The organism is Pseudomonas sp. WS 5412 (genome assembly GCF_012985615.1).
In the GTDB taxonomy this organism is placed as follows: Bacteria; Pseudomonadota; Gammaproteobacteria; order Pseudomonadales; family Pseudomonadaceae; genus Aquipseudomonas; species Aquipseudomonas shahriarae.
On record NZ_JAARMB010000008.1, the window covers coordinates 1 to 21,746 of the forward strand.

Genomic DNA, 21,746 nt, shown 5'->3' on the forward strand with positions numbered 1-21,746 from the left:
CATCATTTCCATACTGATCACCCTGTGTTCTCCTGCTCAAAAATTGAGCAGAAGCAGTTGAACACCTGGGTCAGTTTTCAGTCGGCAGAACAGCCTCTACTGGGTCAGTTTTCGGTCAGCGGCAACAGTCTTGGTTAATCAAACCCGTCAACCGGATCACTTGGCTGGCCCAGCGAATCCACGGTATTAAAAATGCGGAGCTGGAAAGTTGCCAATCCTGGGCTGAGATCATGGACGACGTCGAACAGCACCTGCAGAACCGATGGTTCGTCGCGCACAATGCGTCGGTCGACTATGGCGTGATGAAGCGTCACTTGCCCGAATGGTCGCCGGTGGGAGTCATCGACACGTTGAAACTTGCTCGTCACGTTTACCCTAACGCCAAAAGCCATCGGTTTGAATCATTGCTCATTGACACAGGGCTGCGCGATAAGGTCGCCGACCAGCTCCACCGAGCAGCCGATGATGCTTATGCAACGGCGTTATTGCTTGATCATCTCATCGAAAAGTCATCTGCCAGCACTTGGCAGGAAATCTGCAAAATTGCGCAGCTCAAAACGCAACCTTACGAGCAGTCGCCTCCCCCGGAGCAAGGAAGCCTGTGGTGAAATCTGTTTTTTTAGGTGTCACTGGAACGCACTCCACGGGAAAGTCCACCTTCTGTGAAGCGCTCAAAGCTTCACTTGAGTGCAAAGGCATCTGCGTTGCGACCATTCCATCTTTCGGGAAGCTGGCGGTACAGCAAGGTATCCCGCTGCTCACTCAGCATACCTACGACTCCACGATGTGGTTTATCGACCGTACGCTCGAGGCGCAACGAGCAGCGGCTGACGCTGCCGAGGTGATATTGGTTGATCGACCGATCATCGATGCCGTGGCGTATTGGAATGCCGCAGTCGAGCATCGGGGTACACCTGCACCGATGCATCAGGTAGATGCGGTCAGGTCATTAATCACCAGCCAGCTTCCTGGCTACACGACGATCGTTGCGACCAGGCTTGATAGCTCCATTGCTCTTGGCCCAGGACGTGATACCAACTTGCCTTTCAGGGCGTCCGTCGACAGCCATTTGCACCAGATTTTGAGCGACTTCGGGATCCAGCATCAGATGCTTGTTCCTGACGTACGGGATGCTCTTCTCGATAGCTTACACACTCAAATCCTTCAAAAATTGGAGCACTTATGACCGCCGCCCGTACGGGACTCTTGGCAGGAAAGCAGGTTAGGCGCCTCGGGCTTGGTACCATGAGGCTCACGGGGCCGGGCATCTGGGGCCCACCAGCTTCAGAAGCTGATGCTGTTCAGCTCCTGCGTAAAGCGGTGGAGTTGGGCGTGCAGCACATCGATACCGCTGACGCGTATGGGCCAAATGTGGCCGAGGAGCTAATTCGTAAAGCGTTATTTCCCTATGCCGACGACCTGATCATTGCGACTAAAGGTGGCTTCACCCGCCAAGGCCCTGGCAAGTGGACGCCATGTGGCGTTCCAGCGTATTTGCGTCAGTGCGTTGAGATGAGCCTCAGGCAGCTCAACGTCGAAGCGATAGATCTGTATTACTTGCACCGTGTCGATCCAAATGTCCCTTTGGCTGACCAGGTTGGGGAGCTTGAGAAGATGCGTCAAGAAGGGAAGATCAAATGCCTAGGCTTGTCGAAAGTCGATATTCTTCAACTCACGCAGGCGATTACGATTGCACCCATCGTTGCGGTTCAGAATCAATTTAGTATCCTGGATTACCAGTCCGAGGATGTGATCCGCTGGTGTGAGCAGAACGAAATAGCGTTCATTCCCTACGCGCCTCTGAGCGCCGGAAGGTATTTTTCATCCGGTGAGGTTCGAAACCAATCCGCTTCGGCAGCCCATGCCTTGAAATGGCTTCTGAATTACTCGACGGTCATGTTCCCAATCCCGGGCACATCCAGAGTTGAGCATCTGGAGGAAAACCTCAGATCGGATATTGAGGGTTAGCACCTCGTGCGCTCTCTCATTCGACACATTGGCCTATGGGCTATTTTTCCCAGCTGCTCGAGTGGCACTCTAGTGTTTACCGATGGAGATTGGCTTTGAGTACCCGCATCCCACCTTTTAGTTCGCAACACCTAGAAGCTGCATGTCGTGTTCTGGCTGATACGGAACGTGGCTTGAGGGGCACTCAAATTGGATATCTCCTCCAAGACATTCGCGTTCCGGACGCCGACGCCAACTACACCAAGTGGAAGCGCTTGTTCAACGCTTTGGCACAAATGCCAAACCAGCATCAAGTCGGGAACCATCTCATCCTTTTCATCAACAGAGCTATGAATCCAAGACCATCATTTTTCGAGAGCTCGGAGGGATCAATGAATTCTGGTAGCCGGGTTCAAAATCGGATCGGCACCAAAAGGTCGTTAGCTCTTGCTTTGGAATGTGTAGGTTTAGAACTTGGAAGTGTTGGTGTTAGGGTGGTGGCGGTTTCGAAGTTTAATTCGGCTATTATATTAAATGCTTTGAGCAGATTATGATCTTGGATCAAGGAGGTTCGAGTGAGTAAGGATAATTTGTCAATCTCCAATCACTACTGGGAGCATGTTTTTACTGCTGAGAATATTATTGAGTATGGCCGAGCGGCTAAGGACCTTGCTTATTATTTGAGGGTGCTTTTTTTGGATGGGTATGACTCAATTGTAATTCCAAGTCGTGGAGCAGTTCCTCTATTTCGCGCTGCTCAACATGCCTGGCATTACGAAATAAGAAATCTTCAATCATCAGAGGACCGGTTTCTATCTAAAATAGAAATGCTAGGGTCTCCTATGCATGCGGTAACGATGCTGCCATTTTCGGCTGATCCTGACGAGGAGAAGCAGACCTCAAAGGGTATTCGTACGTTCTGGGTAAAGGTGCTTTCAGCTCTTGTTCGACGTGACGGAAGAGATCCGCATCTCATTTTTTATCAAAAAATTGTTGAGCACTTACAGAAGAAAGAGTTGACGTCTGTTTTGCCTAGAAATCTTCCGTCTAGCAAGTTTATTTTTATTGATACCGTGATCTCTGGTCGAGCTGTGGTTGAAATTCTCGATGCGCTTGAAGCTGAAGGATTGAATGAATGTCATCTAATATTGCTAATAGATGAGGGCGGAAAAAGGATTCAGGGAGAATATAAGCGAAAAATTGATGCTTTAGTAGCAAGTCAAAGATGTACCACCATTCCTTTGAGTAATTTATGGACGGAAGATAGAGGCCCGTCAGTTAGCGGTGTGTGGAGTACGGTCTACCCACAAGTGCTAGCTAAGCTACAAGGACGATACAGTTGGTCTCAGGATGTTTATGGGGCAGGCTCATATTATCATAAAGTGTCGAGCTCTCAAGTTTCACTCGAAAAAGGTATTGGTAACTCTCAATACAATATGCCAATTACTATATTGTATGGTTCTGTTTCATCCATGATTTCACAGGTCGTTGGGGTATTGCAGGCTATTGAATCATTGTTGCGATATCGAAAGGAGCTTGCGAGCGGCACGGAAGGTGAAGATTTGCCTTTAGTTACTTCGGAAGAAATTGAGAGTAAACATCTATCGCATTTGGTGCGTTCGTTGGAGTGGTCGCTTTCAATTCTTAAGGAAGATTTGAATGAATTAATCAAACTTTCGCCTCTTGAACAGGAAACTACAATAGCTCTCTCGAGGCCTAGAATTGAGGAATTGTTCAGTGATGCCAAAGTAACTGCGACCAGCTCTCATCTGGTTAGAGTTGAACTGCCATTGAATGTCGTCGATGATCTGTTCTCCGATTTCGATAGGGCTATGCGGAATCTCACTCATAGTGCGCTCTCGGATGATTGGTTCTTGCATAAAAATGACTGGGGGGCGGAAAGTAAGAAATTCATAGATAAATATAAGGAAAGTAAAACGCCTAACTCTAATGAATGCGACGGTTCGTCGGGTAAATGTAGCGAAGCAGAGTAGCTCTCGACGACCCGATGCGTTTCGGTTGTTTTTGCCAGAGTAGCCTTATTGTTAGGGTGTCTATGTCGAAACTTGCAGAGTTTAAAGTGCTGGAAGCGCAGCTGCGACAACTGGATGCGATGAAGAACGACTCCGGCTTGGAGTAGGAAATAGAGATTGAACAAAAACTCAAGGCGAACCGGAGGAGTACGGTATGAGCTTGCGTCAAGTGAGCACCATCTTGGATCCGTCCAAAGGTCTGACCGTGACCTCCACCAGCGCGCCCCTCAACACCCAGAGCAAGCCTCGCGAGGTGAAGCGTTACAAGAACACGCACAGCGGTGAAGTCGCGGAACCCAGGCTGCCAACCACAAGATCCTTAAGCAGTGGAATCAGGAGCACGGATCGGACACCTTTGAGAGCAGGGTGCAGTAATCGATGGCTTGGCGACTGCGTCGAATTGTCCGCGTTGCATGTAGTCTTCAGCCTTGTCACGCCGAATAAAACTCGATGAAACGACCAACGCTCCTCCAAGATCTGGTGAAGGTTGTAGGCCACATGATCGAAAAGGCAACAAGCGGTAGTGCTTGGCGTCTGTCGCAATTAGTGTCACTGGGAAATCCCACATCCAGCGAGCGCGGTTCGGGCCAAGACTTTGCGCAGCCCTGCTGTTTCGCGGTTGATATGGTCGCATAGGGCGAAGTCGTTCAGATGCTGAAGGATCAGCGAGTGAGCCTGTTCCGGGGAAAGCGTTAGCCTCGCTTCAGCGGGGTGGGCCGTGAGGCTTATCTGATTGGTTACAATACCGACCTGGATCGCGACAGTGTTGGCCAAGGAATAAGCGGCGCGTTGCACCACGCTCAGCGGGTAGGCTGAGCTGTCGAGTTTCAGCGTGACTGGCCATGTCATCGGAACCGGTCCTTCAAATCCGTTGGGAACGTGTGGATTTTGCCGGTTGCCAAGGCATTGTGCCATCATATTTTTTTACATTCGCACGCATTTGTCGAGCGTGGTGGGTGGTGCGCTCACTACGGCTCGGTAATTGATACGGGGTAGGGTCGAGGATTCATAGCTCCCTCAGTGCACCCATCCTCATCAATAGCCTGCTTGGCCTCAGGCTGGGGGCATCCTTTTCAAACCACCCAAAGCATGCCCTCGATGTGCCCCCAATGTAGCAATCCACTGGAAGTGAATGGATCTCCATGGCCTATGAAAAGCCAGAAATGATCAGCTAAACAGCCTGCCCGACAACGCCTAAAGACTCTCAGGATCCCCAAAAAACATCTGTATCCGCGACCGCAACCAGCGCTCCCCCGGATCATTGTCCTGTGAACCACGCCACGCCATATGCAATTCAAAACTGCGCACCGGCAACGGCGGGTCTTCAGCCCGCAGGCCGCCTGCGGCGGTCAGGGCTTCGGCGGTGTAGTCGGGCACGGTTGCGAGGATGTCGGTGCCCGCCAGCAGGGTGCCCAGGCCGTTGAATTGCGGGACGGCCAGCACCACATGGCGCTTGCGATCGAGTTTTTCCAACTCTTCATCAATAAACCCGCTGAGGTCGCCGGCAAACGAGACCAGGGCGTGGGGGCGGGCGCAGAAGTCGTCCAGGCTCAGGGAGCCGGGCACGCTGTCGGCGCGCAGCAGTTTGGGCAGGCTGCGGCGCAGCAGCTTGCGCTTGGCGTTGGCCGGCAGGTCGGCGGTGTAGCTGACGCCGATGGAGATTTCCCCGGAAGCCAGCAGGCCTGGCATCAGGATGTAATTGACGCGGCGGATCACCAGCACAATGCCCGGCGCTTCGGCGCGCAGGCGCTTGAGCAGGGGTGGCAGCAAGGCGAACTCTACATCGTCCGACAGGCCGATGCGAAACACTGCGGTGCTGGTGGCCGGATCGAATTCGGCGGCGCGGCTGACGGCGGTGGAAATCGAATCCAGGGCCGGCGAGAGCAGGGCGAAAATCTCCACCGCCCGGGCCGAGGGTTCCATGCTGCGCCCGGTGCGCACGAACAGCGGATCATCGAACAACCCGCGCAGGCGCGACAAGGCGGCGCTGATGGCCGGCTGGCCGAGGAACAACTTCTCGGCAGCGCGGGTCACACTGCGCTCATGCATCAAGGTTTCGAATACGATCAACAGGTTCAGGTCGACACGACGCAGGTCGTTACGGTTCATCTTGTGTCCTGGCAGATTCAGCGAACTTGACGTGAGCGGCCACATGATAACAATGGCCGGCATGAATCTTACGGGGAAAGGCTGGTACTCTGCACCGGCTAATTCAGATTTCCTACGCTGCCTGGGGTATTTTCCGAAGGGGCGGAATCAATGACAGACATGACGACTATTAATGGCGACTGGTGGCCTTGCCCCGAAAGCCCAGATAAAGTTCATGGCATTAGAGGTTACTTTGGCGAGGTTTGCGATGTCCCGCACGATCCGTTTTCACAAGTTTGGTCCGGCCGAGGTGCTCAAGTGCGAAGAGCATGAAGCCACGTTGCCCGCACCGGGCGAAGTGCAGGTGCGTGTCGAAGCGATTGGCATCAGCTGGTACGACATTCTCTGGCGGCAGAACCTGGCGTCTTCCCATGCGCGCTTGCCGTCGGGCCTTGGCCATGAAATGGCCGGTGTGGTGGTGGCTGTGGGCGAGGGCGTTGAAGACCTGGCCATTGGCGACAAGGTTGCCAGTTTTCCGGCCGAAAGCCCGAATGACTATCCAGTGTACGGCGAACTGATTGTCCTGCCCCGTTCAGCCCTGACCCGTTACCCGGATGTCTTGAGCCCGGTGCAGGCCAGCGTGCATTACACGCCGTTGTTGATTGCCTACTTTGCCTATGTCGACCTGGCGCGGGTCAAGCCCGGGCAATTCGCCCTGGTCACGGATGCCAGCCATTGTGCCGGGCCTTCGTTCGTACAATTGGGCAAGGCCCTGGGGGCGCGGGTGATTGCCGCCACCAAGTCGCCGGACGAGCGTGAATACCTGCTGTCCCTGGGCGCGGAAAAGGTCATCGTCACTGAAGAGCAGGACTTGCTGATGCAAATCAACAAGTTCACCGATGGACGCGGTGTGGATGTGGTGTTCGACGGCCTCGGTGGCCCCCAGATGTCACTGTTGGGCGATGTTCTCGCACCCCGTGGCAGTCTGGTGTTGTATGGCCTGCAAGGTGGCAACCAGACCCCGTTCCCGGCCTGTGCCGCGTTCCAGAAAAACATCCAGTTCTTTGTGCACTGCATCGGCAACTTCACCGGCAAGCCGGAGTTGGGCATTGCCCAGGACCAGGCCGCATTGCAACGGGCCCTGCGCGAGATCAACCAGTTGACCGCCGACGGCATGCTGGTGCCGCTCAAGACCCGGGTGTTTGCGTTCAGCCAGTTCGTCGAAGCCCATCGCTATATGGACGAATGCCCATGCCGCGAGCGGGTGGCGTTGCAGGTTGAAGCTGTTTGATCTGTGGGAATGTTCGTAAACGGACATTTCGCCGGTGTTTGCCATGGGGCAAATACGCCATTTAGAAGGACAGGATCTCCGCGCCTGCTGAATCTGCCGCCGGGATTCTTCCCCTGCAAAACCTGCCTTTAATGCCGCCGCTGCCCTGAATCCCAGAGCAGCGGCGTTTTACATGGGCACTGCGGTAAACACCGGCTCGCCAAACTGCACTGGTTTTCGCGCCGAGTCTGTATCTTTTAATCATCAAACAAGCGCTGATAATTGCCCAGTCACTTTCATCTCAAGGACTGAGCAATGATTGCAGAAATCAAATCCAAACAGCGGTTCGCTGTAACTAATAAGTCGTCTTGTATACCGGCTCAAGGACGTTGGCCTGTAGAGAGAGGCTTAAAGTGCGCGCGAACTGAATCCCGACTTTGCCCTGCACTGCATATGTCAGATCATTCTTTAATGTTTGAGTTAAAGACTAGTAGGAAGTTGTAAGACCGTTCCTAAGGTGGTCATTGGGCCGCTGTAGGGGCTTTCTTCAGCAGGTGGTGGCATCTTCGTCGGGATGTTCCAACTGGCGTTTTGTTGTGCGGTGCTAACATTTAGCTATCAGCTTTAATCGCAACAGACGTCAACTCTAAGCAAACAGCAGGTCGGACAGGCACGCGCAACTGCTTGCTCGGAACTGACAGTTAACCTCAGGTAGTAAAGCTATGAGCGCTATTCACGAACAAGCCATGAATTATGTTTACCAGCAGGTATTGCAACGGTTGCAGGGCTACTTCTCGCGAGCGGAGCGCACCGCACTTCAGTTATTGATTCAGCGGTTGATTGTAGCGGCAGGTGGCATCGAGCAGATCGGCGACTACAAAGTACTGGTCACCCACGGGGGCGGCAAAGGCAGCAGTTACGCACTGGCCTTCTTGCGCGCCGCCCAATTGACCATCGCCGGCCGGGCGCCGAGGAGTTTTCAATTGCGAGTCGCCACCCTGCGCCATACCGGCATGACGCAAGCGGCGCTGGACAGCATTCATCGGGGCTACAGCGCGTTGTTTTTCCACGACGACCCCAGGGTCGAGCTGCTGATGGTGGAAAACCAGGAAGTTCTGCCCTTTAACCACCTGCGCCCCGCTTCAGCAGCGGGCCAGGATATCGGCCGGCGCAACATGTTGATGATCGGGCATAAGCGTTCAGGGGATATCCGCGCCAGCGTGTGCAACGACAGATACTTGTCCCTGGGGGATTTCTATCGCCGTATCACGGCATGGGACGGTGGGGTGCACGCCCTGGTCAGCAGTGATTCGCCGCGCCAGCAGAACCAATACCTGGCGTGGCTGTTCAGGACCACCCGCGCTGCAGGCATGAAAGGCCACGCCGGCCAGCCACTGGCGCTCAATGCCCTGTTTTGCCGGATGGATGATTGCAGCGCCGGCTATTACCGCGATGTCTATGGCGAACATTACGCGTCGGAGGATAACGCTTCCAAAGAGGTGCATCGTCACCTGACCTATATCGGCGTGGCCGATCTGTTACGCGCGGCCGGGCAGGATTTCACGGCACTGCTTTACGATTTTATGGGTTACAAACAGGATGAATTCGCCTTTCAGTTCAGCACCCCGGCCTACGCCAACCCCTTGCTGATGGCGCATATGCATGGCCTGCAGGCCGAAGTGCTGCTGGGCCTTGATTATCGAGAGGGCGTCACGCGCTTTATCGAACACGCCAGCGGCTTTATGCGCCGTAAAAAAATCCCCGAGTTGCTGATTGCCCAAGCCGGCACCAAGGATGGGCGCATGCTGGCGGCGACCTACGCCCGCGAGTTCTTTGGCCTGGAGGAGAGCCAACTGGTGTGCCTGTTGTTTTCACCGTTTATCCAGCAAGGACAGCGGCTGGAAGCCTTCTTGCGTCGCTGTCATCCCGGCATGCTGGTGGCGCTGCCCGAACTGCACAAAGCTCTTGAGGGCAAGGCGTCGGCAGAGCTGATCCAGCATTGGATTGTCGATACCAGCGGTTTGCCCCTGGCGCTTTTGCAGCATTTGTACGGCACCCATGTTGCGGCCAATGCGGCCTGTATCAATGTCGAGGAGCCGGCCACAGGACCGTGCGGCGTAACAGGGTACTGAGGGTGGTTGCGCGACGGCAGCCGTTGCTCGGGCAGGAATCCTCATGAGGGACGATAAACAGGCAGACTTCGCCTATCAGGCGGTGTATCGCTACATGATCAACCTGATCAATGAAGTGGGCACCGAGGGCCGGGTCAAGCTGCCGTCCTTGCGACACCTGGCAGAGCGGTTGAATGTGTCGATTTCCACCATTCAGTACGCCTACTCGCTCCTGGAAAAGGAGGGCAGGGTGTACTCGGTAGCCAAGTCCGGCTACTACGCCTTGCCCATTGCCGGTAGCACTGCGTGCTGTACCACGGGGGATTTGCTGGAGCGCTTGTATGTAGGGACACGCAGGCCGGGGATGTTGGTACTCAGTGCCGATGAGCCGGCACAGCTGTTGTCCCTGGACGCGCCGCTGCTGCAACTGGAGCGTGAACTGGTGCGCCAGTATCCGCGCCAGTTGCAACCCTATTCCCAGCCGTGTGGTATCTGGGAACTGCGTGCGGCACTGGCGGCGCGCTATACCCGTTCGCCCACACGTTGCTGGCAGGCGGATGACGTGTACATCGGCGCGGACCTGCGAGGTGTCCTGGCCATTCTGATCGAGGTGCTGGCGCTCAAAGGGGCGACGGTGTTGGTGGAGTCGCCGTGTGACTGGCTTATCCTGCGCCTGTTGCAAGATGCCGGAGTGCGTGTGATCGAGTGGCCATGCAACGAGCAGGGCAGGCTCGATCCTGGGTATCTGGAGCAGCAACTGCGGACCGAGGGGGTGCAACTGGCGCTGCTGTCCTCGACCCCAGGCCTTGCCACGGGTAACGCCTTGAGTCTGGCGGATCAGGCGCAGGTGGCCGGGTTACTGGAGCAATATGACTGCTGGCTGCTGGAAAACGACACCCATGGCGGGCTGGCGTTTGAGGCGTGCACCCGCTACCTGCGGGACCTGGTGAACCCCGAGCGGCTGATGGTGTTTTCCAGTTTCGAGAAAGCCATGGGCCCGGAGGCGCCCTATGGTTATCTACTCTCGCGACACCTGAGCACACCCTTGCAGCGTCAGTTCCTGTTGCGTGCGTTTCGTTTATCGTCCATTCGCCAGCGTGCGATTGCCCGGCTTTACCACAGTGGCCGCTTTGACCAGCACCTGGATGATTTGCGCATAGTGCTCAAGGAACACGCTGCCGCGATGCAGGCACGCCTGGCCCAGCATCTGGGCGAGCGCGTGACGTACCGGGCGCCGCAGGCTGGCGCCACCTTCTGGTTGCGTTCGACCGAGGCCGTGGATATGCGCCGGGTGTTCCAGAACATGCTGGCGCGCCAGGTGGTGATCGCCCCGGGCGAGTTGTTCAGCGTGACGGGCCTGTACCAGCAGCACTTTCGCTTGAGCCATGTGGTCAGCACTCATCACAGCCTGGACCTGGTGTTGGAGGAGTTGGCCCAGGCCCTCAAGCAGGGGCAGCACGGATGAATTGGTTTTGTGGGAAATATCCCTGATTATTGTGGGATAGATACCGTCGCGTGGCGGTCGAACACCCAGTAAACTGCATTCCTTTTCCGAATCCTTCTTTTCAGAGGTTTTTGCATGACTCTCAGTCCTTTTGCGGGCAAACCGGCGCCAGCTCAATTGCTGGTGGACATCCCGCGACTGGTGACGGCCTATTACACCGGCCAGCCCGATGCAGCGATCTCCACTCAGCGCGTGGCTTTTGGTACCTCCGGGCACCGTGGCAGTTCTTTTGACTTGAGCTTCAATGAGTGGCACGTATTGGCCATCAGCCAGGCCATTTGCCTGTACCGCGAGGCGCAAGGCATCAATGGCCCGCTGTTTGTCGGCCTCGACACCCACGCGCTGTCCACGCCGGCCGGCGCCAGCGCCCTGGAAGTGCTGGCCGCCAACGGTGTGCATGTGATGCTCGCCGAAGGCGATGAATACACGCCGACCCCGGCGATTTCCCACGCCATCCTCTGCTACAACCGTGGCCGCACCAGCGGGCTGGCCGACGGCATTGTCATCACGCCCTCCCATAACCCGCCCCAGAGCGGCGGCTACAAGTACAATCCGCCCAACGGCGGCCCGGCCGATACCCACGTCACCAAATGGATCGAGGCCAAGGCCAACGAACTGCTGGCGGCCAAGCTGGCCGGGGTCAAGCGCATCACCCACGCGCAGGCGCTGAAAGCCGACACCACCCATCGCCATGACTACCTCAACACCTATGTGGCCGATCTGGTCAATGTCATCGACATGGACGCCATCCGCAGCGCCGATCTGCGCCTGGGCGTGGACCCACTGGGTGGAGCAGGGGTGCGCTACTGGTCGGCCATCGCCGAGCATTACCGTCTGAACCTGGACGTGGTGAATACCGAAGTCGACCCGACCTTCCGTTTCATGAGCGTGGATTGGGATGGCCAGATCCGCATGGACCCGTCCTCCAGCTACGCGATGCAAGGCCTGATCGGCCTTAAAGAACGCTTCGATGTAGCCTTTGCCTGCGACCCCGACCACGACCGCCACGGCATCGTCACTCCGTCGGGCGGGCTGTTGGCGCCGAACAACTACCTGGCGGTGTCGATCGACTACCTGTTCCAGAACCGTCCCCAATGGCGGGCGGATGCTGCCGTGGGTAAAACCGTGGTCAGCAGTGGTTTGATCGACCGCGTGGCCGCACGCATCGGCCGCCGCCTGTACGAAGTGCCGGTAGGCTTCAAATGGTTTGCCGACGGCCTGTTCGACGGTTCCCTGGGCTTTGGCGGCGAAGAAAGCGCTGGGGCCTCGTTCCTGCGCAAGGACGGCAGCGTGTGGAGTACTGACAAGGACGGTCTGATCCCGGCCTTGCTGGCCGCAGAAATGACCTCGCGCAAAGGCCAGGACCCCAGCCAGATCTACCGTGGCCTGACCGACGCCCTGGGCGAGCCGTTCGCCATCCGGGTGGATGCCAAGGCCACGCCGGCGCAGAAGGCGCTGCTGGGCAAACTGGCACCGGAGCAGGTCACGTCCACGCAATTGGCCGGGGAGAGCATCCAGCAAATCCTCAGCCATGCGCCGGGGAATGACCAGGCGATTGGCGGGCTGAAAGTCATGACCGAAAACGGCTGGTTTGCCGCACGGCCGTCGGGCACCGAGGATATCTACAAGATCTACGCCGAGAGCTTTATTGGCGAAGATCACCTCAAGCGCCTGGTGGAAGAGGCTCAGGTGTTGGTGGATGGCGCCATCACCCCGAACTGACACACAGTTGTAAAAAATGTGGGAGCGGGCGTGCTCGCGATGGCGGTGGATCAGTCAATACATGTGTGACTGACCCATCGTCATCGCGGGCAAGCCCGCTCCCACATTGGTTTTTGAGTCTGGCTCGAGATCAGGCCAGGTCCACCAGCACCACTTCGCTGTCTTCGACCGCCGTTACCCGCAACACCCGCTCATCCTGCACTGCAACGCCGTCACGCGCCTGCGCTCGCAGACCATTGACCTCGATCACCCCGGTCGCCGGCACCAGGTACGCCCGGCGGCCCGCATCCAGGTGATACTCGGCACTTTCCCCAGCCTTCAGATTGGCCGCCACCAGGCGTGCGTCGGCACGGATCCGCAAGCTTTCATGGTCACCGTGCTTGCCGCTGGCCAAGGTCACGAACCCTTCGCGCTCACCCTTGGGAAAAGGTTTGGCGCCCCAGGAAGGGGGCAAGCCCGCTTCATTGGGAATGATCCAGATCTGGAAAATCTTGGTCGCCGTGGCTTCAAGGTTGTATTCGCTATGGGCGATCCCGGTACCGGCGCTCATCACCTGCACGTCGCCCGCCTCGGTACGGCCCTTGTTGCCCAGGTTGTCAGCGTGGCTGATGGCACCTTCACGCACATAGGTGATGATTTCCATGTCCCGGTGCGGATGCTGCGGGAAGCCGGTGCCCGGCGCGATGATGTCGTCGTTCCACACCCGCAGGTTGCCCCAATGCATACGTTGCGGGTCATGGTACTCGGCGAACGAGAAGTGGTGATGAGCATCCAGCCAACCGTGATTGGCGCCGCCCAGGGAGGTAAAAGGTCGAAGTTCAAGCATGATCGTCTCCTGTTGATGGGCCTATCATCCGCCAGGGCATCATCGACAAAAAGCGTAAAAAATGCCTGATTCTTATCAGATTATTCGATTGTTTGTTCAGTCCCAAAACTAGACCCCAGCTTCAGTTCATCGCCTAACTGCATGAAGCCAAAGCAATTGGCTGGAACTGTCGGGGGATTCCGGCGACCATAGGGGCTCTGTTCGCTCAAGCCCCCGCAGGAGTCCGCGTGCCGCAACACACCCCCGATCTGCCTCCCGAACTGCGCCCCCTGGCGCAAATGCCGCTGTTCAAACGCCTGGCTGCGCGGCTGTTTGGCCATGGGTTGACGCGCCTGCGGGCCCAGCATCGTTTTTCGTGGTTGCACGGTCAGGCCGATGGCTTTCGCAGCGGGCATGAGGCCGGCGTGGAGTATGGCTACCAGGAAGGCCGGCGCGATGGCATCGAAGAGGGGCGTCAGGTTCTGTTGATTCGCGACTTCCGTAGCGATGAGCACCGCGCCCCGGGCGTGGACGACAGCCTGTTCGACGATTGGCGCCTGCCACTGACCCCCGAGTTGAAAAAACGCATCAAAGCCGATGTGGCGCGCCTGCTGCCGGCCCATGCGCAGCCCAGCACGGCGCAGTGGAAGATGATCTTCAGCGATACCCCTTCAACTTCGGTGATTGCCGGGGCCGGGGCTGGCAAATCTACCTCGCTGGTCCTGCGGATCCTGCTGTTGACCCATTACCTGGGCTTTGAGCTGAGCGCCATGACCGTGGTGACCTTCACCCGCGAGTCACGCCAGGACTTTATCCGCAAGCTCATGGAGATTCTCCACCTGTGGGGCCAACCCCTTGCTTTGAAAGAAGCCCAGGCGGTAGTGCGGACCTTTCACTCGCGCATCCTGCCCATGGTTCGCAGCCTTCCGGGCTTTGAGCGGTTGCAGGCCTTCGAAAACCTGCGCAGCGGCCTCTACGATGACGAGGCCGACAGCAACCCCTTCGACCTGCGCATCAACGATGCCCAGCGCCAGCAGCTCAATGCCTGCTACCACGGCCTCTACGGCCGGCATGCACGTTTTCGCGAGTTGATTGCACCGATGGCCCGCCATGCCTTGCAGCTCAAGGAGCTGGAGCGCGACCACCCGGATGTGCAAAAACGCGTGGCCGTCACCGAGTTGGCGGCCAAGCGCGATGAAGAATTGTGCGATGTGATCGAGGATCTGTGGTTCCGGGCCGGCGCATGGCCGATCAAGGGCATCGAGCCGAACCGCCAGCGTGTTGAAATCAATGGTGCGTCGTTCCATTGCCATGGTTACAGCGCCGAGCTGGATGCCTGGGTAGTGCTGGGTTTCGACGCCAGGGAAAACCCACAGATCGCCCGCCCCGGGGCCAAGCTGTCGGTGCGGGCTGAATGGGCGGTCAAGCGCACCCTGTTTCAAGCATTCTGCCGCAAGCCATTGATTTGGTTGGATAACTACGAATCATCCAAGCGCCTGTTGAGCAGCCTGGCGGGGGATGCCAGCTCCGGCCCCGGGTTTGATTACAAGGTCAAGGGTGAGTTGGCTTCAGCGCCATTGCTGGACTGTTTCGTGAGCGCCGCCGGCTTTATCGAGAACCTCGGCCTGGACGTGCCCACGGCGGTGGGCCAGATGAGCTTTGCCAAGGATGACCCGGACCGCGGCTTCTTCGAGGCCCTGAGTATTTTCTGGAAGGCCCTGGAAGATCATCTACTGGACCAGTCGCCGCCGATCATGACCTACAACCGCATGTTTTCGCTGTTTGGCGAGAACACGCCAGAAAACCTCAAGCTGCTCGGCGACGGGCTGTTGCGCCCGCTGTCGCACTTGATGATCGACGAATTCCAGGATGTCTCGCCACAGATCGTGTCGTGGATCCGCGCCAGCCTGCGCGAGATCCGCAGCCGTGGGCCGGCGCTGCATGTGGGGCGCGCGGCCCAGCATTCTTCGCTGCTCTGTGTCGGTGATGACTGGCAGTCGATCTATGGCTGGCGCGGCAGTTCGCCCAAGTACTTCATGGAGTTCAACAAGGAGTTCCCGTCGCCGACCACCACGCGGGTGATGCTCGGGGAGAACTTCCGCAGTCATCAGCACATCATTGATGCGGCCGAACATATCGTTAAAGCCGCACCGGCAATCAGCGGCAAGAAGGCCAAGGCCAGCGGCGCAGCCAGGGCGCTGGTGCCGGTACAGGTGCTGGATCGTGACGAGGCGGGCCTGGCGCAGCGGTTGCTGGCGCACTATCAACGGGGCGAGTCGGTGTTGATGTTGTATCGAAAAAGCAGCGATAAGCTATTGATTCAGGAACATATTCAGTCTGTAGTTAACCTTGATTCTAGCTTGCCGCCGGGCATGCGCCGCTTTAAGCAACTGACCTACCACAGCGCCAAGGGGCTACAGGCGGATGCTGTGTTTTTGCTCGGCGACTGCCAGCACCTGACCCGTTCGCCCTACAAGAACCAGGTGTACCGCATGGCCGGCCTTGGCAAGGACGGGGATGCCGAGCCTTACGACAATGCGCAAAAAGACGAAGTGCTGCGCCTGGCCTATGTCGGGATTACCCGGGCGGTGAGCCATTGCTATTGGTATGTCGAGGGGCAGGATGGCCAGGTGGGGCATGCGCCCAGGGCGTCGGATCGGGTGGCGGGGGGCAAGGCGTTCTTTGATGATCGCCGCGCCATTAAAGCGCAATAAATCAAATGTGGCAGCTGTCTCGCCGGGCGAGATAGCTCCCACACCCTTCAGGCCTGTAGCAACTTTGGCCGCACAAACGATTCCAGCTCAGCCTCGATCGCCTCGATAATCCGCTCCACATCCGTGGCATTCATCACCGTGGCGCAGGGAATGCCAGCGATGGCAATCAGGGTTTCACCACTCTCTCGGTCAAACAGGCGCGCAATCAGGCTGCCGGGGGCGTCCATGCTGCCTTCAAAACCGACCGGATGAAAATGCCAGCGCATCAACTGACATGCGTTGGGGAACGTCACTTTGTTCATGTGGCCCACCTTGTTCATTGAGCGCTTCCTTTAGCTCGCGGCAAGGGCGTCAGAACCATCAATGGCGCTGACCGTGAAGCTTAAAAAATAGCACTCACTCGCAGTGAACACCGGAGTTTTTTCTATCCGTTCGGCAGTTGCTTGCAAGAAGTTTGATGTGGGTCATGTCTTACGAATGCTTAGGCAAAAGGCCACTACTTAAAACTGTCACGTTGCCATTGAAGCCCTTGGTAAAGTTGTGCAAGCTCCAGGCTTTAGCCGTTTTCGAGCGTTGTATGCCACAGACCGCCCCGGCCGATAGCCCGCAACAGACGCAAGCGACTGCCGAGGTGGTGTTGCGCCATCATCTTTGCTGGAAACACCGGGACCTGGACGGGGTGATGGCGCACTATCACCCGGATATCCAGTACCACGACTTCTTCCAGAACCGCGTGGTGTGCTTCGACCAGTTGCGCGAGTACCTGCAAGCCAGCATGCCCCGCGACCCCGACGAAGGCATTGAACACACCGACCGCATTCGCACCGACGGCGATACCGCCTTTATCCAGTATCGCGTGACCTTGCGCGGCGGCCAGGGCCTGGTGTCGTTTCGCACCAGTGAGGCGATCACCGTGCGCGACGGGCTGATCTGGCGCGTCAACGAATACGCGTCCCTGGTGCACGAGCCCGCCACCAGCCGCTCCCAGTCCCAGGCCACGCGGCCGACCGTCAGCCGCCTGGGCCTGTCGCCCCAGCAACTGAGTTACCTGGCCAACGATCTGCAGCAGTACTTCCAGCGCCAGCAACCCTATCTCGACCCGGAACTGGACCTGCAGCGGGTGGCCAAGGAATGTGGTTACAGCCGCAACCAGATTTCCTATCTGCTCAACCAGGTGCTGGGGCAGAGCTTCTACCGCTACGTCAACCAGGCCCGCCTGCAGCATTTACTGGCGGCGCTGGAGGGCGCCACGCCGCCGATCCGTATCGACGAGCTGGCGTTTGCCGCCGGTTTCAATTCCTTGTCGGCGTTCTACAGCTGTTTCCGCCAGCACACTGGCTTGTCGCCCAAGGCCTACGTCAAACAAATTTCCCTGCGTGCACGCGCGCAAGACGACGACTGAAGCCAGGCACTAGGATCACGCCATCGACGTTTGGTGGTGGAGTTCGGCATGCCGGCATGGCGCAAGATCAGTTTATGGATGGACCAGCTGCAAGAGCCGCTGGAGGCGCGTGCGTCCCTCGGGCAGGACCTGGATGTCGATGTGGCCATTATTGGCGCCGGCTACACCGGGTTGTGGACCGCCTATTACCTCAAGCGCCACGCGCCGCAGCTCAAGGTGGTGATCATCGAGGCGCAGACCGCTGGTTTTGGCGCTTCCGGGCGCAACGGTGGCTGGCTGATGGGCAATCTGCTGGGCGAAGATCGCTTGCTGGCAGGGCTGCCCGCCGAGCAGCGCCGGGCCTCGTTTGACCTGCTGCACGGCATCCCCGATGAAGTCGGGCAGGTGTTGCAGCGCGAAGGTATCGACTGCGACTACCGCAAAGGCGGGGCGTTGCACTGCGCCGCCCGTTACCCGGAGCAGGAAGCCAGCCTGCGCGAATACCTGGCCAAGCTGCATGGCCAGGGCCTGACCGACGACGACTATCGCTGGCTCAGCCCCGAACAACTGGCCGGGCAGATCCGCATCGCCTCGGCCTATGGTGCGGTCTACACCCCCCACGTCGCGACGATCCACCCGGCCAAGCTGGTGCGCGGGTTGGCGCGGGTGGTCGAGGCCATGGGCGTGGCGATCTACGAGAACAGCCCGGTCACCCACTGGCAATCCGGCAGTCTGCGCACCGAGCAGGCCCAGGTCCGCGCCTCGTGGGTGGTGCCGGCGGTGGAGGGCTATGCGCCGACGCTCAAGCCCCTGGGCCGCTATCAACTGCCGGTGCAGAGCCTGATCGTCGCCACCGAACCCCTGCCGGCCAGTACCTGGGAGGAAATCGGCCTGAATCAAGGCCAGGCCTTCGGTGAAAGCAGCCGCCAGGTCACCTACGGCCAGCGCACCGCCGATAACCGCCTGGTGTTCGGGGCGCGCGGCGGCTATCAGTTTGCCGGCAAGCTGCGCCACAACTTCGACCTCACCGACAGCGAAGTGGAACTGCGCCGCTACCTGTTCTGCGAGCTGTTCCCGCAACTCAAGCATGTGCGGGTCACCCACTCCTGGGGCGGCAACCTCGGCATGTCGCGGCGTTTCCGGCCGCACATGCTGTGCGACCAACAGAGTGGCATCGCCTTGTCCGGCGGGTATGGCGGGGAGGGCGTGGGCGCCAGCAACCTGGGTGGCCGGACCCTGGCCGACCTGATCCTGGGGCGCGACACGCCGTTGGTCCAGCAGCCATGGGTGTTGCGCGACGGCGGCCTGAGTGCCCTCCGGGGCTGGGAGCCGGAGCCGTGCCGCTGGTTGGGCTACAACGCCATCATTCGCAGTTTTGTCCATGAGGACCAGACCCTGGCCGACCCGAACACCGCGCCCTGGCGGCGCAAGCTGGCCAGTGGGATTGCCGGTTTCATGGAAGGTTTCATGCACTAAGTCGCTTCAATCACCACAGGTATGACCATGAGCATTACCCAATTCAAAGACACCCTTAACCGCCACTTGCCGGACTCAAACCCGGTCGCCGTGCCCTTGGGCACCCCGGTTGCCGTGGCCTCCACCCTCAGCGTAGAGCGCAACGACGGCGTCGAAACCGGTATCTGGGAATGCACCCCGGGCCGCTGGCGGCGCCAGATCGTGGCCCAGGAGTTCTGCCACTTTATCCAGGGCCGCTGCACCTTCACCCCCGATGACGGCGAAACCCTGCATATCGAAGCCGGCGATGCACTGATGTTGCCGGCCAACAGCACGGGCATCTGGGATATCCAGGAGACCGTGCGCAAGACCTATGTGTTGATCCTCTAATCTTTTGATCCTTGATCGCCTGCCATAAAAACAGCCCTATAACCGCCAGGAAATCGAACCATGAGACCCATTGCCCTGTTGCCCTTGATGTTGGTGGCGTCCCTGACCCAGGCCGCCGAGACGGTGAAAATCTACAACTGGTCGAGCTACATCGCGCCGGACACCACCAAGAACTTCCAGAAGGAAACCGGGATCGGTTTCAGCTACGACGTGTACGACAGCAACGAGACCCTGGACGGCAAGTTGATGACCGGTAACTCGGGCTACGACGTGGTGTTCCCGTCCAACCACTTCATGGCCCGGCAGATCCAGGGCGGGGCCCTGAAAAAGCTCGACAAGAGCCAACTGCCGAACTGGAAAAACCTCAACCCGGTGCTGCTCAAGGCCCTGCAAACCAACGACCCGGGCAATGAACACGGCTTCCCGTACCTGTGGGGCAGCACCGGCATCGGCTACAACATCGACAAGGTCAAGGCAGTGCTGGGCGACGACGCGCCGGTCAACTCCTGGGACTTGATCTTCAAGCCCGAATACATGGAAAAACTCAGTAAATGCGGGGTGGCGATCCTCGACAACGGCCCGGAACTGCTGCCCATTGCCCTGAATTACCTGGGCTTGCCGCACCACAGCAAGAACCCCGAAGACTATAAAAAGGCCGAGGCGCTGCTGATCAAAGTGCGGCCGTACATTGCCTACTTCCACTCCTCGAAATACACCGGTGACCTGGCCAATGGCGACATCTGCGTGGCAGTGGGTTTTTCGGGTGACGTGCTGCAGGCCGAAAGCCGTGCCAAGGAAGCCAAGAATGGCGTGAAGATCGGCTACAACATCCCCAAGGAAGGCGCCGCGATCTGGTTCGACATGGTCGCCATGCCCGCCGACGCCCCGGATGAGAAGGCCGGCTATGCCTTTATGAACTACCTGCTGCGCCCGGACGTGATGGCCGACATCACCAACTTCGTGCACTACGCCAACGGCAACAGCGCCGCCGACAGCCTGGTAGACCCGGTGATCAAGAGCGACACCAAGGTGTACCCGAGCGAGGAAATGATGGGCAAGCTCTTCGCCCTCGAAGCCATGCCGATGAAGATCGACCGTGTTCGCACGCGGATCTGGAACACTATCCGTACCGGGCGCTAAGGCAGCACGCTTACCCTGATGGGGGCTGGAGTGTCAGGTTAGATAAATGTGACTGACACACCGCCCGCTCCCACAGGGGGAACTCGGCGAGCAGAAAATTGTGGCCACACCACAAGTCAAATGTGGGAGCTGGCTGGCCTGCGATGGCGGTAGGCCAGTCGACACATCCTTACTGGATCCACCACTCCCACATGCCTGCCCTATGGGTTATCCAGGTCATGCCCCAACGACTGGATAAACAACGAAAACAACTCCGGCTGCGACGAGATATCCAGCTTGGCGTACAGGTGCCGGCGATGCACCTTGACGGTGTCCGGCGAGATGCTCAGGCGTTCGGCCATGGCCTTGGATGAGAACCCGCGCAATACCAGGCGGGCGATTTCCAGTTCGCGCTCGGACAACACCCCACTGCCAAAATGGCTCAACGCATCGCGAATCTGGCTGGCCATGGCCTCGCCAGCCGGTGCGCGCCGGGTGCTCTGCTGCCAGTGCTGCTGCATCAATGGCAGCACCCACGCCGCCAGCAGGGTCAGCAGCCCGGTTTCAGGCGCGGTAAATACCCGCTGCATCCCCAGGGACAACGACAAGGTGCCCACCCCCGGCAGTTGCAGGATGAACTGCACCTCATCCTCCAGCACATTGTCGTGAAAGTAATTGAGGAAGTACTCGCTCTGGCGGAAATGGTCCGGCGCCACCTCTTCCAGGCGATACACGCCGCTGGCATAGCCTTCACGGCAGGCCTGAAAGAACGGGTCGAGCAAGTACAAACCATTGAGGTACACCAGCATCGACGCCGGTTTGCTGGTGGGCTGCGCGTCGTACTCCTCTAGCGCCTGGGGCGGGCCATCCAGCGGGTAGAAGATTGCCAGGGCGTTATCGAACGCCAGGTTCTGGTGCAGCAGCAACACCAGTTGCTTCCAGAAACGCTCGGTGCCAATTTGCGACACCGTTCGACCCAGCCCCGCATGCATGCCGATTTCCCTGAACAGGCTCATGTGATGGGTTCCGATGGCTGAAAGATCGGCCAAGGGTTCGGCTTTTGCACGAGCCCGTCAAGGGGAGTACTCCAATAGGGGAATTGGCGGGTGCCGGCGCAGCGCCTAGATTCCCTGGCATTCAGCGGGAAACATATCCCGCACACGCATTCCCTTTTCGTTCCTGCCTCAACCAGCTTTCCAATAAAAAG

19 protein-coding genes and 1 pseudogene are annotated in these 21,746 nt (G+C 58.2%); 15 read left to right on the plus strand and 5 right to left on the minus strand.

Annotated elements, in window-relative coordinates:
• Positions 1-137: 137 nt before the first annotated feature.
• The 6 genes and pseudogenes from HBR94_RS12560 (at position 138) to HBR94_RS28675 (ending at position 4,355) form a co-directional block, all read left to right on the plus strand.
• Entirely contained in the window at positions 138-608 is a 471-nt protein-coding gene (locus tag HBR94_RS12560) for a 3'-5' exonuclease (RefSeq protein ID WP_346342843.1), read from the plus strand.
• Positions 605-1,186 carry an AAA family ATPase gene (locus tag HBR94_RS12565; protein WP_170044893.1) on the plus strand — a complete coding sequence of 194 codons (582 nt, stop codon included), beginning with the start codon at positions 605-607 and terminating at the stop codon, positions 1,184-1,186. Before HBR94_RS12560 ends, HBR94_RS12565 begins: the two co-directional genes overlap by 4 nt.
• Positions 1,183-1,968 carry an aldo/keto reductase gene (locus HBR94_RS12570; protein WP_170044894.1) on the plus strand — a complete coding sequence of 262 codons (786 nt, stop codon included), beginning with the start codon at positions 1,183-1,185 and terminating at the stop codon, positions 1,966-1,968. The genes HBR94_RS12565 and HBR94_RS12570 overlap by 4 nt, the downstream gene beginning before the upstream one ends.
• A 95-nt stretch (positions 1,969-2,063) precedes the next feature.
• Positions 2,064-2,501, plus strand: coding sequence for a hypothetical protein (locus tag HBR94_RS28670; protein WP_262383388.1), 438 nt, complete (start codon positions 2,064-2,066; stop codon positions 2,499-2,501).
• 21 nt (positions 2,502-2,522) lie between these two features.
• A complete protein-coding gene (locus HBR94_RS12580; protein WP_170044895.1) occupies positions 2,523-3,941 on the plus strand; it encodes a hypothetical protein in 1,419 nt (472 codons plus the stop codon).
• Positions 3,942-4,003: 62 nt separating this feature from the next.
• Positions 4,004-4,355 (plus strand): annotated as a pseudogene (locus HBR94_RS28675) (histone-like nucleoid-structuring protein, MvaT/MvaU family).
• Between the two features lie 174 nt (positions 4,356-4,529).
• Here the strand turns inward: HBR94_RS28675 and hxsD are convergent.
• Positions 4,530-4,829 carry a His-Xaa-Ser system protein HxsD gene (gene hxsD, locus HBR94_RS12585; protein WP_170044896.1) on the minus strand — a complete coding sequence of 100 codons (300 nt, stop codon included), beginning with the start codon at positions 4,827-4,829 and terminating at the stop codon, positions 4,530-4,532.
• A 345-nt stretch (positions 4,830-5,174) separates the two neighbouring features.
• Entirely contained in the window at positions 5,175-6,089 is a 915-nt protein-coding gene (locus tag HBR94_RS12590; protein ID WP_057959684.1) for a LysR family transcriptional regulator, read from the minus strand.
• Positions 6,090-6,336: 247 nt separating this feature from the next.
• On the opposite strand from HBR94_RS12590, the gene HBR94_RS12595 reads away from it, so the two are divergent.
• From HBR94_RS12595 to pgm, 4 genes are all read left to right on the plus strand, one after another.
• A complete protein-coding gene (locus tag HBR94_RS12595; RefSeq protein ID WP_057438444.1) occupies positions 6,337-7,359 on the plus strand; it encodes a zinc-dependent alcohol dehydrogenase family protein in 1,023 nt (340 codons plus the stop codon).
• A gap of 701 nt (positions 7,360-8,060) precedes the next feature.
• Positions 8,061-9,470, plus strand: coding sequence for a hypothetical protein (locus HBR94_RS12600; RefSeq protein ID WP_170044897.1), 1,410 nt, complete (start codon positions 8,061-8,063; stop codon positions 9,468-9,470).
• A 37-nt stretch (positions 9,471-9,507) separates the two neighbouring features.
• Positions 9,508-10,914 carry a PLP-dependent aminotransferase family protein gene (locus HBR94_RS12605; protein WP_170044968.1) on the plus strand — a complete coding sequence of 469 codons (1,407 nt, stop codon included), beginning with the start codon at positions 9,508-9,510 and terminating at the stop codon, positions 10,912-10,914.
• A 114-nt stretch (positions 10,915-11,028) separates the two neighbouring features.
• On the plus strand, positions 11,029-12,675 hold the full coding sequence (gene pgm, locus HBR94_RS12610; protein ID WP_057444783.1) for a phosphoglucomutase (alpha-D-glucose-1,6-bisphosphate-dependent): 1,647 nt from the start codon (positions 11,029-11,031) through the stop codon (positions 12,673-12,675).
• A 130-nt stretch (positions 12,676-12,805) separates the two neighbouring features.
• Here pgm and HBR94_RS12615 read toward each other — a convergent pair whose 3' ends face one another.
• The gene (locus tag HBR94_RS12615) at positions 12,806-13,501 is read right to left on the minus strand and encodes a pirin family protein (protein ID WP_057438447.1); all 696 of its coding nucleotides are present in this window, start codon (positions 13,499-13,501) and stop codon (positions 12,806-12,808) included.
• A 227-nt stretch (positions 13,502-13,728) separates the two neighbouring features.
• Between HBR94_RS12615 and HBR94_RS12620 the strand changes: the two genes are divergently transcribed.
• Complete coding sequence (locus HBR94_RS12620) at positions 13,729-16,194, plus strand: UvrD-helicase domain-containing protein (RefSeq protein WP_170044898.1); 2,466 nt, start codon at positions 13,729-13,731, stop codon at positions 16,192-16,194.
• A 47-nt stretch (positions 16,195-16,241) separates the two neighbouring features.
• Here HBR94_RS12620 and HBR94_RS12625 read toward each other — a convergent pair whose 3' ends face one another.
• Entirely contained in the window at positions 16,242-16,514 is a 273-nt protein-coding gene (locus HBR94_RS12625) for a DUF1652 domain-containing protein (protein WP_057438448.1), read from the minus strand.
• Positions 16,515-16,771: 257 nt separating this feature from the next.
• Between HBR94_RS12625 and HBR94_RS12630 the strand changes: the two genes are divergently transcribed.
• The 4 genes from HBR94_RS12630 to HBR94_RS12645 are packed head-to-tail and all read left to right on the plus strand — an operon-like array spanning position 16,772 to position 20,560.
• Complete coding sequence (locus HBR94_RS12630) at positions 16,772-17,596, plus strand: helix-turn-helix domain-containing protein (RefSeq protein WP_170044899.1); 825 nt, start codon at positions 16,772-16,774, stop codon at positions 17,594-17,596.
• Between the two features lie 48 nt (positions 17,597-17,644).
• The gene (locus tag HBR94_RS12635) at positions 17,645-19,051 is read left to right on the plus strand and encodes an FAD-binding oxidoreductase (RefSeq protein WP_057959678.1); all 1,407 of its coding nucleotides are present in this window, start codon (positions 17,645-17,647) and stop codon (positions 19,049-19,051) included.
• A gap of 27 nt (positions 19,052-19,078) precedes the next feature.
• A complete protein-coding gene (locus HBR94_RS12640; RefSeq protein WP_057438450.1) occupies positions 19,079-19,420 on the plus strand; it encodes a cupin domain-containing protein in 342 nt (113 codons plus the stop codon).
• Positions 19,421-19,480: 60 nt separating this feature from the next.
• Complete coding sequence (locus HBR94_RS12645) at positions 19,481-20,560, plus strand: polyamine ABC transporter substrate-binding protein (RefSeq protein WP_057959677.1); 1,080 nt, start codon at positions 19,481-19,483, stop codon at positions 20,558-20,560.
• Between the two features lie 200 nt (positions 20,561-20,760).
• On the opposite strand, the gene HBR94_RS12650 is transcribed toward HBR94_RS12645, so the two are convergent.
• On the minus strand, positions 20,761-21,555 hold the full coding sequence (locus HBR94_RS12650) for a helix-turn-helix transcriptional regulator (protein WP_057438452.1): 795 nt from the start codon (positions 21,553-21,555) through the stop codon (positions 20,761-20,763).
• Positions 21,556-21,746: the final 191 nt, after the last annotated feature.